Origin of the sequence: Streptomyces kebangsaanensis (assembly GCF_001906585.1) — a bacterium.
Lineage (GTDB): Bacteria > Actinomycetota > Actinomycetes > Streptomycetales > Streptomycetaceae > Streptomyces > Streptomyces kebangsaanensis.
In genome coordinates this window covers 4,337-16,084 of the sequence record NZ_JUJA01000063.1, presented here as the reverse complement: position 1 = coordinate 16,084, position 11,748 = coordinate 4,337, and the positions used below count along the sequence as shown (strand labels likewise).

Below are 11,748 nucleotides of genomic sequence, written 5' to 3'. Positions count from 1 at the left end.
CGCCAGCGTTCGTCCTGAGCCAGGATCAAACTCTCCGTGAATGTCTACCGGTGATCCGGTGCCACACACGGGAGCGGAACCGGAGGGGAGGAATAGTCCCCCTCGGTTCACAGCGTCCTCGCTGTGTTTTTTTCAAAGGAACCTCGCCCCGGCCGTGACGGCCGGAGACGGGGTATCAACATATCTGGCGTTGATTTTTGGCACGCTGTTGAGTTCTCAAGGAACGGTCGCTTCCTTCGTACTCACCCTCGCGGGCTTTCCTCCGGGCGCTTCCCTTCGGTGATCCAAACTCTATCAGGGTTTTCCGGTCTCTCCGACCACCGTCCTGCGGACATGCAGAAGGCGATCCCGAGATAGGATCTGACAAGTTGGGTGCTGCCGGACATGGACACGCAGTCGCGCCACTCATCCCCGAGCAGGGGTACGACTTTACATGGGCCTCGCGGCAGGTGCAAATCGATTGGTTTGGTGGTCTAGACCACCGTGGCATACCCTGCTGCACACCGCGCCGTCCGGGACAGGCAGTGCTGTGACGGCACACATGAATCCCCACCCCTGGGAGGCTTCCCATGACCACCGTGACGTCCCCGCTCGCAGGGCGCGCCATCGGACTGGCGGCAGTACCGGATCCGGTCTTCTCCGGGGCCATGGTCGGCCCAGGCATGGCGATCGATCCCGTACGCGAGCCCGTCGACGCCGTGGCCCCCGTGGACGGAGTCATCGTCTCGCTGCACCCGCACGCGTTCGTCGTCGTCGACGAGCAGGGGCACGGGGTGCTCACCCACCTCGGCATCGACACCGTGCAGCTCAACGGCGAAGGCTTCGAGCTGCTGGTGAGCAAGGGCGACACGGTGACGCGCGGCCAGGCCGTGGTGCGCTGGAACCCCGCCGCCGTCGAAGCCACCGGCAAGTCCCCCGTGTGTCCGGTCGTGGCCCTGGAGGCGACCTCGGACTCCCTCTCCGATCTTCGCGACGACGGCGATGTGAAGGCGGGCGACAGTCTCTTCACCTGGAAGTGACACCGCTGCCTCCTTAATGGACGGCATACAGAACAACCATCACGGCGGCAGGGCCNCCCGCCGCACTATCGGAGACAGGTGAGATGGAGACAACGCTGCGAGGCGTCGGTGTGAGCCACGGAGTGGCGATCGGCGAGGTTCGGCACATGGGGACGGCGGTGCTGGAGCCGCCTGCCAAGCAGATCCCGGCGGACGAGGCGGAGCGTGAGCAGGGGCGCGCCCGTCAGGCCGTGGAGGCCGTGGCGGCCGACCTCATGGCGCGCGGCAATCTGGCGGGGGGCGAGGCCCAGGCCGTGCTCGAGGCGCAGGCCATGATGGCGCGGGACCCGGAGCTGATCGCTGATGTCGAGCGGCGTATCGCCGTCGGCAGTACGGCCGAGCGCGCGGTGTACGACGCGTTCGGCGCCTACCGGGACCTGCTGGCCGGTGCGGGTGAGTACCTCGCGGGCCGGGTGGCCGACCTGGACGATGTGCGGAACCGTATCGTCGCTCGTCTGCTCGGCGTACCGATGCCGGGCGTGCCGGACAGCGACGAGCCGTATGTCCTGGTCGCCCGTGACCTGGCGCCGGCGGACACGGCGCTGCTGGACCCGACTCTCGTCCTCGGCTTCGTCACCGAGGAGGGCGGGCCGACCAGCCACAGCGCGATTCTGGCGCGGGCGCTGGGTGTGCCGGCCGTGGTGGCGCTGCCCGGTGCCGTCGAGCTGGCCGAGGGCACGGTGATCGCCGTGGACGGAAGCACCGGCGAGATCTTCGTGAATCCCGGTGACGAGAAGAAGGCGCAGTTGGAGGCCGCGGCCGCCGAGCGCAAGGCCGCGCTGGCCGCCTCGACCGGTCCGGGTGCCACCTCCGACGGTCACAAGGTGCCGCTCCTCGCGAACATTGGCGGCCCCGCGGACGTGGCGGCGGCGGTGGAGGCCGGTGCCGAGGGCGTCGGGCTGTTCCGGACCGAGTTCCTGTTCCTGGACGACAACAAGAACGCGCCGTCCGAGGAGAAGCAGGTCGAGGCCTACCGGCAGGTCCTGGAGGCCTTCCCGGAGGGCCGTGTGGTCGTCCGCGTGCTGGACGCGGGTGCGGACAAACCGCTGGACTTCCTGACACCGGCCGACGAGCCGAACCCCGCTCTCGGTGTGCGGGGCCTGCGGACGCTGCTCGACCACCCGGAGGTGCTGCGCACCCAGCTGTCCGCGCTCGCCAAGGCGGCCGAGGGCCTGCCGGTCCACCTCGAGGTGATGGCCCCGATGGTGGCGGACCGGACGGATGCCAAGGCGTTCGCGGACGCGTGCCGTGCGGCGGGGTTGCGGGCGAAGTTCGGTGCGATGGTGGAGATCCCGTCCGCCGCGCTGCGGGCCCGTTCGGTACTGCAGGAGGTCGAGTTCCTGTCGCTGGGTACCAATGACCTCGCGCAGTACGCCTTCGCGGCCGACCGGCAGGTGGGTGCGGTGTCCCGGCTGCAGGACCCGTGGCAGCCCGCGCTGCTGGACCTGGTCGCGATGGCCGCCGAGGCGGCGAAGGCCGAGGAAAAGAGCTGCGGTGTCTGCGGTGAGGCCGCCTCCGATCCGCTGCTGGCCTGTGTGCTGACGGGTCTGGGCGTCACCTCCCTGTCCATGGGTGCGGCGTCGCTTCCTTATGTACGGGCGACGCTGGCGAAGTACACGTTGGCTCAGTGCGAGCGTGCGGCGGCCGCGGCACGGGCCGCGGACACCGCCGAGGAGGCACGCAACGCGGCTCAGGCGGTGCTTTCCGGCGAGTGACGCAGCCGCACTGTTCGCCTGCGGCTTGCGAGGGGCGCTCCACTTGCGGGTGGGGCGCCCCTCGGGCGTTCAGTGACGGTGCCGCAAGGCAGGCCCCTCCTCTCCGAGGTCGGGCGGCTCGCTGTAGTCGACACCGGATTCCGGGGAGATCAGGTCGCCGGATTCGATGTCGGTGCAGTAGGCGTCGAAGACCTCGCCCGCGGTGAGGGGGTCGAGCCCGTCGGCGCGCAGGCGCCAGCCGTAGACGCGGTCGGCGGTGCCGGGGGCGGTGGTGCGCATGACGAGTCCGCCGGGGCTGCCGGTGGCGATGCCGAGAGCGAGGACCGTGGTGAATTCCAGGGCTTCGGCCTCGTCGAGGTGTGCGGCGTCGGCGTCCTCGTCGTCGGCGTGGAGGACGGCGACCAGGGTCTCGGGCGTGCCGGTGACGCTGCACACCAGGTGCCGGTTGCCCGGCGGGGCCGTGCCGAGGATGCGGAGGAGGAGGTCCGCGGCGCGGGCGAAGGCGGCGCGGCCGATGTTCTCGCCGCAACTGGCGCAGGGACCGAGGCGGGCGAGGAGGGTGGAGGCGTACTCCCAGGTCGCCTGGCGTACGGCCTCGTCGACGAGGTCGGGGACGAGTTCGGCGAGGGGCCGTCCGTCGTAGGGAAGTGTGGGGCCTGTGGTGGCGAGTTCGGCGGTGTAGCGGGTGCGGCTGGACGGGATGTCGGGGTCGAGGCCGGTTTCCGCGCAGTATTCGGCGTATTCCTCGGGGTCGAAGAGGGCGACCGTGGTGTGGCCTCCCTGCTCGGCGACGGTCTTGAGGAGTGTCTCGACCTGTCGCAGGTAGGTGGTGTGGTCGTCGAAGGTGAAGCTGCGGTAGCGCCGCATGGCGCGGAAGTCCTGTTCGTCGGTGAGCAGGCCGATGGTGCCGGCGATTTCCCGGCGCAGGACGTGTCGCATGGTTCGGTGGTCGGTGTGCGCCATGTTTCCCCCTGTGTGCGCAGTCGATCAATGCTCACTCACAGTAACCGGGGGCACTGACAACGGGGTGGCCTCGGACTTCACCGCCGTACTCGGCGAAGTCCGAGATCCCCTGCGCCGGGTTGCCGTGGCCGCTCAGGCGCGCTTGCGGGCCAGGTCCTCGTAGAAGCGCAGCAGGTCGAGGTCGTCGACCGAACCGGGGTTGACCGCCTTTTCCAGCGGTGTGCCCTGCAGGAGGCGCTTGACCGGGACCTCGATGCGCTTGCCGGTGAGGGTGTGCGGGATGCCGGGCACCTCGATGATCTCGTCGGGGATGTGCCGCGGGGAGAGCTGTTCGCGGATGGTCTGCTTGACGCGTCCCAGCAGTGCGTCGTCGAGGACGGCTCCGGGGGCCAGGTGCACGAAGAGGGGCATCCAGTAGCCGCCGTCGGGCTGTTCGATGCCGATGACCAGGGACTCCTTGATCTCGGGAAGGCGTTCGACGGCTTCGTAGATGTCGGCGGACCCCATCCGCACGCCCTGGCGGTTGAGCGTGGAGTCGGAGCGGCCGTGGATGATCACCGAGCCGCGGGAGGTCAGCGTGATCCAGTCGCCGTGGCGCCATACCCCGGGGTACATGGCGAAGTAGCTGTCGTGGTAGCGGCTGCCGTCGGGGTCGTTCCAGAAGCGGGTCGGCATCGACGGCATGGGGTTGGTGACCACGAGCTCACCGACCTCGTCGACCAGCGGTGCGCCACTGGGGTCCCACGACTGCAGGTCGGTGCCGAGGCAGGGGGCCTGGAGCTCGCCGATGTGGACCGGGAGGGTCGGTACGGCTCCCGCGAAGCAGGAACATACGTCCGTGCCGCCGCTGACGGAAGCGATCCACAGGTCGTCGCGGACCTCGTCGTGCAGCCAGCGGAACCCGTCCGGCGGCAGCGGCGATCCGGTCGTCGCGACGCACCGCACCCGGGACAGGTCGAAGTCCCGGGAGGGGTGCACTCCCGCCTTGCGGCAGGCCATCACATACGCGGCGGAGGTGCCGAACAGGGTGGCTCCGGTGCGTTCGGCGACCCGCCACTGGGCGCCCGTGTCGGGAAATCCGGGGCTGCCGTCGTACAGGATGATCGTCGTGCCGGTCAGCAGGCCGGAGACGAGGAAGTTCCACATCATCCAGCCGGTCGACGTGTACCAGAAGAAGCGGTCCAGGGGACCGAGGTCGCAGTGCAGGCCGAGTTGTTTGAGGTGCTCGACCAGGATGCCGCCCTGGGACTGCACGATGGCCTTGGGCAGGCCGGTGGTGCCGGAGGAGTACAGCACCCACAGGGGATGGTCGAAGGGCACCTGTTCGAAGACGGGGTCCGTGTCGGCGGAGGTCAGGCCGGCCCAGTCCAGGGCGCCTTCGGGGGCGTCGGTACCCAGCAGCGGGATGTGGACGACCGCGCGCAGGGTGGGCAGTTCGCGGCGCAGCTCGGCGACGGTGTCGCGGCGGTCGTGCTCCTTGCCGCCGTAGCGGTAGCCGTCGACAGTGAACAGGACGACCGGTTCCACCTGCTGGAAGCGGTCGAGGACGCTGCGGGCGCCGAAGTCGGGGGCGCAGGACGTCCAGACGGCGCCCACGGCGGCCGTGGCGAGGAGGGCGACGACGGCCTGGGGGATGTTCGGCAGGTAGCCGCTGACCCGGTCTCCCGGGCGTACACCCAGGGCGCGCAGTTCGGCGGCCAGGGAACCCACCTGGCGGCGCAGCTCGGCCCAGGTCACCGGGCACGGTTCGTGGGTCTCGTCGACGTACAGCAGGGCGGGTTCGTCGGCGCGGGTGGCGGCCGCGCGCAGGGCGTGCTCGGCGTAGTTCAGGGTCGCGCCCGGGAACCACTGGGCGCCGGGCATCGAGCGGTCGCCCAGCACGCGCGCGTAGGGCGTGGTGAACCGTACGTCGAACCACTCCGTCACGGCTTTCCAGAAGGTGTCCAGTTCGTCGACGGACCAGCGGTGCAGTGCCGCGTAGCCGCCCTCGGCCGGGGCTCCGTGGTGCTCGGCCGCCCAGGCCTGGAACTTCGTGATCTGTGCCTGGGCGATCCGCTGCGGATCGGGCTGCCAGAGCGGCAGGGGGTTCACGGTCGACATGGGGCTGCTCCCGGGCTGTGCGCGTCGTGTGCGTCGGTCCGCGCACGTGCTGGGGTGTGCGCGTGACGCGGCTGCCACGGACGATGCCATGTGATCGACTTCTGCACCAGGGCGCACCGCACATAGTCCGCGTAGTGAAGATGTGGTCTTGGCACGGGTGAACGGCAGTTGAACGAGGAGCCTGCGGGCGGCTGTGAATGGCAGGCTGAACGGCATGGACGGTCGTGACCTGGTGCGTTGGGTGAAGGTGGTCGGTTCGGCGGGGGCGGCCCGGGGGCCGCGGACCGTACGGGCCGCTTGGCGCAGGCGGCGCGCCGACGCCAGGGACCTGCCGCCGCGGGGGCCCGAACGCGCGCGGGTGCCCGGTGCGGTGCGGGACGCGGAGCCCGGGCCCGGGGGTGGCGTGGTGCGCTTCGGCCGCTCGGAGCTGCGCATCGTCGTCGCCGTGAACGGTGCCGTCTTCTGGGGCTGGGACGGGGCCGGGCCCGAGCCGTCGTACGCGCTCGCCGGCCGTTGTCCGGACCCGGACCCGCGCGCGGTGCTGGAGCCGGACAAGGACGGTGGATGGCGGGTCGTGGCCGAGCGGGTCACCGTCGCCGTGTCGCGGCACGGCGCGGTCGAGGTGCGCACGCCGGGGGGTGTGCCGCTGCGCCGTGATTTGCCGCCCCGGTGGTGGGAGCCGGTGGGTGGGGGCCCCGCGCGCTGGTCGCAGCGGTCCGAGGTGGCGGCCGACGCGCGGTTCTTCGGTCTGGGCGGCCGGGCTTCGGGGCCGCGGCTGCGTGACGGCGCCTACCGCCTGTGGAACACCGATCCCGGCCGCGCCTTCGGGCCCGGTGACGACCCGTTGTACATCACCATGCCGGTCCAGCTGGTCGTGGCCGACGCGGGGACGCATCTGGTGTTCCACGACAACTCCTGGGACGGCACGGTCGCGCTGCGGGAGGGCGAGGAGGGTTCCGGCTCGGGCCACGACCGGGCCGGGACGAGCGAGCTGAGGATGGCCGGTGGTCCGCTGCGCTGCTGGGTGATCGTCGGCACCCCCGCGCGCGTGGCACAGACCTGGTCCTCGCTCACCGGGGCGGCCGCGCTGCCGCCCGCGTGGGCTCTCGGTCACCACCACGCGCGGTGGGGCTTCGGCAGTGAGCAGGAGGTGCGGCGGGTCGTCGCGGGCTACCACGAGCGCGGTCTGCCGCTGGACGCGGTGCACCTGGACATCGACCACTACGACGCGCACCAGGTGTTCACCGTGGACCAGGACCGCTTCCCGAAACTGCGGGCGCTCGCCGAGGAGGTGCGGCGGAGCGGGGTCCGGCTGGTGTCCATCGTCGACCCCGCGGTGAAGGCGGCACCGGGCAACGCCGTGTACGACGAGGGAACGGCCGGGGACGCCTTCGTGCGGGAGGCTTCGGGCAGCGTCGTACGGGGTCTCGTGTGGCCCGGGGAAGCGGTCTTCCCGGACTTCACGCACGCGCGTGTGCGGCAGTGGTGGGGCGGGCTGTACCGGGAGCGGCTGGCCCNGTTCGCCGGTTTCTGGCACGACATGAACGAGCCGACGTCGTTCGCCGCCTTCGGTGAGACGACCCTGCCCCGGTCTGCCCTGCATGCCCTGGAGGGCCGGGGCGGCGACCACCGTGAGGCGCACAACGTGTACGCGCTGTGCATGGCCAGGGCCGGCTACGAGGGGCTGCGCGCCCTGCGGCCCGAGGAGCGTCCGTTCGTCTTCTCGCGCTCGGGGTGGGCCGGGCTGCAGCGCTACGGCGGCACCTGGTCGGGGGATGTGGCGACCGGCTGGCCGGGGTTGCGGGCGTCGCTGTCGCTGGTCCTGGGGCTGGGCCTGTGCGGAGTGCCGTACTCCGGCCCGGACGTGGGCGGGTTCGACGGCGGTCCCTCACCTGAGTTGTACGTGCGCTGGTTCCAGCTGGGGTCGTACCTGCCGCTGTTCCGGACGCACTCAAGCCTGTGGGCGGGGCGCCGGGAGCCGTGGGAGTTCGGTCCGGAGGTCCTTCAGCACGCGCGCGTGGCACTCGTCGAGCGCCGTCGTCTGCTGCCGTACTTCGTGACGCTGGCGCACCTGGCGCGGCGTACGGGGGCGCCGTACGTGCGGCCGCTGTGGTGGGGCGCGCCGGAGGACCGCGCCCTGCGGGACTGCGAGGACGCCTTCCTGCTCGGCGACAGCCTGCTGGTGGCGCCTGTGCTCGAGCCCGGCGCGGACCGGCGGGCGGTGCGGCTGCCGCGGGGCCGCTGGTACGACACGGCGACGCAACGGGCGTACGAGGGGCCGGGGCAGGTGCTGGTCGACGCGCCCCTTGCGCGGGTTCCGGTGTTCGCGCGCGCGGGTGCGGTGATCCCCGTGCGGGGTGAGGGCGGCGGTCTTGAGCTGGAAGTGTGGGCGCCCGCCCGGGGACGTACCGGGGGCGGGCTGGTGGTGCCGGACGCGGGCGACGGCTGGGAGGAGCCGGGGATCGAGCGCTACACCACCCGCCTGCGAGGCGGGCGGGTGGTCGTCGAGCTCGAACGGGAGGACGGCGTGGGCGAGCCGCTCCACCCGCTGCGCGTACGGGGGCCGGCCGAGGGCTGAAGTCAGAGGTACCGGCCTTCGAACCAGGCGCGGACGGCCAGCGTGTGCAGCGGGAAGGCGAGCTCGGTGGGCCTGCGCAGCAGGTGCCAGCCCTCCGTCTCGTCGGTGGCGCTGGACCGCGGCAGGCTCTCGACGGAACGTTCCGGCAGCAGCCCGAAGAGCAGCAGGTGGCCGTCGGGCGAGCTCATCGCGTCGGCGAGCCGCACGTCACGGGCGGCCGCGTCGATGCCGGTCTCCTCCCTGAGCTCGCGGACGACGGCCTGGCGCCAGTCCTCACGGTCGTCGATGTAGCCGCCCGGCAGGGCCGTGCCCCCGCGCGCGGGTGCGATGGTGCGCGTGATGACGACCAGAGCGGTGCCCTTGGTGTCGTACACGGGCTGGAGGGCCACCGCGACCGGCAGCGGGTTGCGGTAGGCCACGGTGTCGCAGGCCGGACAGGTGCGCGGCCAGCCGGAGATGCCCTCTCCGTAGGCCGCTCCGCAGCTTGAACAGTACGAGTGCACTGCGGAGTTGCCAGTCGAGCGTTGTTTTTCGGACACGCGCGGACTGTAGCGGACAGCATCCGTCCGGAAGAAGGGCGTCTTCTGTCAGTCGCTCCGCGATTCGGCCCAGTGGTCGCCCGACGGGCGTGACGGCGTGCCGCCGTGGCCTCCTCCTGCGTGGGGCCACCTGTCGTTCGTCTCGCACTGTTCCATGCCAATGTGGGACAAACTGATACCAGTGAGGGCACGGGGGATGGCATGTCCCGACCCTCGGCCGCTTCTCCACTCCCCAAGGGGTAGCCATGACGGACAACGCCGAGAAGTACGTGGCCGCAATCGACCAGGGCACCACCTCCAGCCGCTGCATCATCTTCGACCACAGCGGCTCCATCGTCGCCGTCGACCAGCGCGAGCACCGCCAGATCTTCCCCAAACCGGGCTGGGTGGAGCACGACGCCACCGAAATCTGGTCGAAGGTGCTGGCTGTGGTCTCGGGCGCGATCGCCAAGGCGGGACTGCGCGCCAACCAGCTCAGCGCGCTCGGCATCACCAACCAGCGCGAAACGACGGTCCTGTGGGACCGCGCCACGGGCAAGCCGGTGCACAACGCGATCGTCTGGCAGGACACCCGCACCGCGGCGCTGTGCAACGAGCTCGGCGGCTCCGACGGGCAGGACCGTTTCCGCGAGCAGACCGGGCTGCCGCTCGCCAGCTACTTCTCCGGTCCCAAGGCGGCCTGGCTGCTGGACAACGTACCCGGCCTGCGCGACCGCGCCGAGCGCGGCGAGATCGCCTTCGGCACGATCGACTCCTGGCTCATCTGGAACCTCACCGGCGGTACCGACGGCGGCCGGCACGTCACCGACGTCACCAACGCCGGCCGCACCATGCTGATGAACCTGCAGACCCTCCAGTGGGACCAGTCCATCCTGTCCGCCATGAACATCCCCGAGGCGATGCTGCCGGAGATCAAGTCCTCCTCCGAGGTGTACGGAACCGCCGTCGGCCCGCCCGCCGGCGTGCCGGTGGCATCCGCCCTGGGCGACCAGCAGGCGGCCGTGTTCGGGCAGGCCTGCTACGACGTGGGCGACGCCAAGAACACGTACGGCACCGGCAGCTTCTTGCTGCTCAACACCGGCAACCGGCCCGTGCCGTCGAAGAGCGGCCTGCTCACCACCATGGGCTACAAGATCGGCGACGAGGCGCCGGTCTACTGTCTGGAGGGCGCCATCGCCATCACGGGCGCGCTGGTGCAGTGGTTCCGCGACCAGCTCGGCATCATCCGTGCGGCGGACGAGATCGAGCCACTGGCGGCGAGCGTCGAGGACAACGGCGGCGCGTACATCGTGCCCGCGTTCTCCGGCCTGTTCGCACCGTATTGGCGTTCGGACGCGCGCGGGGTGGTCACCGGCCTGACCCGGTACGTCACGAAGGCGCATCTCGCGCGGGCGGTGCTGGAGGCGACCAGCTGGCAGACGCGCGAGGTCGTGGACGCGATGTACCAGGACTCCGGGGTGCGGCTGACGACCCTGAAGGTCGACGGCGGCATGACGAAGAACAACCTGCTCATGCAGCACCAGGCGGACGTGCTCGACGTACCGGTGATCCGCCCCAGGATCTCCGAGACCACCTGCCTGGGAGCCGCCTACGCGGCCGGGCTCGCCACCGGTGTGTGGAACGACCTCGACGAGCTGAAGTCGCACTGGCAGAAGGACGCCGAGTGGACGCCGTCCATGGAGGCGTCGGTCCGTGAGCGCGAGTACCGCAACTGGCGCAAGGCCGTGGAGAGGAGTTTCGGCTGGCTGGAGGACGGCGAGGACTAGCCTCACGCACGCGTGCCCGTCGTGCGCCACGCGCGCGTGCCGTGGGCGCGCGGCCCGTGTCCCGGTCGGTGGGGCACGGACCGGCGCGTGACGTCAGGTGGTGACGGACTGCCGGCGGTCCGCGACGTGTGCCATCGCGTGCTGGACGACCCCGATGAGGACCTCCTTGACCGACTCGCGGTCGCGGGCGTCGCACAGCAGCAGCGGGACGTCGTCGTCGAGGTCGAGGGCCCGGCGGACGGCCTCTTCGGGATGGCGGGCCGCGCCCTCGAAGCAGTTGACGCCGACGAGGAAGGGGATGGAGCGCCGCTCGAAGTAGTCGACGGCGGCGAAGCAGTCCTCCAGGCGCCGGGTGTCGGCCAGTACGACCGCGCCGAGCGCCCCCTCGGCCAGCTCGTCCCACATGAACCAGAACCGCTCCTGCCCCGGCGTCCCGAAGAGGTACAGCACCAGGTCCTCGCGCAGCGTGATGCGGCCGAAGTCCATGGCCACGGTGGTGGTGTGCTTGCCCTCCACGCCGCTGAGGTCGTCGACCGGCCGCCCGGCCTCGGTGAGCAGTTCCTCGGTGCGCAGCGGCCTGATCTCGCTGACCGCGCCGACGAGGGTCGTCTTGCCCACGCCGAAGCCGCCGGCCACCAGGATCTTGAGCGTGACGGGCTCGACCGGGGGCTTGCCGCGCTCAGAACGGCCGAAGATCATCGATCTCTTCTCCTGCTCGATGGGGTTCGGGCGGCGGTGGACCGTACCCTCCGCCGCCTGGGGTTTCGACGACGAGTACGTCGCCGGGGGCGACGTCCGCCGAGTCACTTCCGCCGAGTTCGACGACCGTGCCGTCCGCGCGCTCCACCCGGCCCGAGCCCAGCGCGCCGGGCGCGCCGCCCGCCATGCCGTAGGGCGGGACCCTGCGGTGCTGGCAGAGCGTGGAGACGGTCATGGCCTGGAGGAAGCGGATCCGGCGTACCGCGCCGTCTCCGCCGCGCCACCGGCCGGCGCCGCCGCTGCCGTGGCGGACCGCGAACTCCTCCAGCC

At 71.2% G+C, this 11,748-nt stretch carries 8 protein-coding genes and 2 pseudogenes; 5 read left to right on the top strand and 5 right to left on the bottom strand.

The annotated features are described in order from the left end of the window. Window positions 1–569: 569 nt before the first annotated feature. Both RH94_RS09175 and ptsP read left to right on the top strand, forming a co-directional pair. Complete coding sequence (locus RH94_RS09175) at window positions 570–1,019, top strand: PTS sugar transporter subunit IIA (protein WP_073947135.1); 450 nt, start codon at window positions 570–572, stop codon at window positions 1,017–1,019. 83 nt (window positions 1,020–1,102) lie between these two features. Next, window positions 1,103–2,773, top strand: coding sequence for a phosphoenolpyruvate--protein phosphotransferase (ptsP, locus tag RH94_RS09170; protein ID WP_073947134.1), 1,671 nt, complete (start codon window positions 1,103–1,105; stop codon window positions 2,771–2,773). Between the two features lie 69 nt (window positions 2,774–2,842). Here ptsP and RH94_RS09165 read toward each other — a convergent pair whose 3' ends face one another. Continuing rightward, a complete protein-coding gene (locus RH94_RS09165; protein ID WP_073947133.1) occupies window positions 2,843–3,736 on the bottom strand; it encodes a hypothetical protein in 894 nt (297 codons plus the stop codon). 132 nt (window positions 3,737–3,868) lie between these two features. Then, on the bottom strand, window positions 3,869–5,836 hold the full coding sequence (locus tag RH94_RS09160; RefSeq protein ID WP_073947132.1) for an acetoacetate--CoA ligase: 1,968 nt from the start codon (window positions 5,834–5,836) through the stop codon (window positions 3,869–3,871). 214 nt (window positions 5,837–6,050) lie between these two features. On the opposite strand from RH94_RS09160, the pseudogene RH94_RS42830 reads away from it, so the two are divergent. Beyond that, window positions 6,051–7,353 (top strand): annotated as a pseudogene (locus RH94_RS42830) (TIM-barrel domain-containing protein); the annotation flags it as partial. A gap of 1 nt (window position 7,354) precedes the next feature. Next, window positions 7,355–8,414: glycoside hydrolase family 31 protein (locus RH94_RS42825; RefSeq protein ID WP_234425639.1), on the top strand; the 1,060-nt coding region annotated here is incomplete at its 5' end. Between the two features lie 2 nt (window positions 8,415–8,416). Here the strand turns inward: RH94_RS42825 and RH94_RS09150 are convergent. Next, a complete protein-coding gene (locus tag RH94_RS09150) occupies window positions 8,417–8,953 on the bottom strand; it encodes an NUDIX domain-containing protein (protein ID WP_073947130.1) in 537 nt (178 codons plus the stop codon). Between the two features lie 245 nt (window positions 8,954–9,198). Here RH94_RS09150 and glpK point away from each other — a divergent pair, with 245 nt between their 5' ends. Continuing rightward, complete coding sequence (glpK, locus tag RH94_RS09145) at window positions 9,199–10,719, top strand: glycerol kinase GlpK (protein WP_073947129.1); 1,521 nt, start codon at window positions 9,199–9,201, stop codon at window positions 10,717–10,719. A 93-nt stretch (window positions 10,720–10,812) separates the two neighbouring features. Here glpK and RH94_RS09140 read toward each other — a convergent pair whose 3' ends face one another. Both RH94_RS09140 and RH94_RS42820 read right to left on the bottom strand, forming a co-directional pair. Continuing rightward, window positions 10,813–11,418, bottom strand: coding sequence for a GTP-binding protein (locus tag RH94_RS09140; protein ID WP_073947128.1), 606 nt, complete (start codon window positions 11,416–11,418; stop codon window positions 10,813–10,815). Next, window positions 11,399–11,748, bottom strand: a pseudogene (locus RH94_RS42820) (hydantoinase B/oxoprolinase family protein); the annotation flags it as partial. The gene RH94_RS09140 and the pseudogene RH94_RS42820, both read right to left, overlap by 20 nt.

What these genes read in the sequence shown, in the direction of transcription:
- RH94_RS09165 (WP_073947133.1), bottom strand. Translation starts at nt 3,736, where the DNA reads ATGGCGCACACCGACCACCGAACCATGCGACACGTCCTGCGCCGGGAA.
- RH94_RS09160 (WP_073947132.1), bottom strand. Translation starts at nt 5,836, where the DNA reads ATGTCGACCGTGAACCCCCTGCCGCTCTGGCAGCCCGATCCGCAGCGG.
- RH94_RS09175 (WP_073947135.1), top strand. Translation starts at nt 570, where the DNA reads ATGACCACCGTGACGTCCCCGCTCGCAGGGCGCGCCATCGGACTGGCG.
- RH94_RS09140 (WP_073947128.1), bottom strand. Translation starts at nt 11,418, where the DNA reads ATGATCTTCGGCCGTTCTGAGCGCGGCAAGCCCCCGGTCGAGCCCGTC.
- ptsP (WP_073947134.1), top strand. Translation starts at nt 1,103, where the DNA reads ATGGAGACAACGCTGCGAGGCGTCGGTGTGAGCCACGGAGTGGCGATC.
- glpK (WP_073947129.1), top strand. Translation starts at nt 9,199, where the DNA reads ATGACGGACAACGCCGAGAAGTACGTGGCCGCAATCGACCAGGGCACC.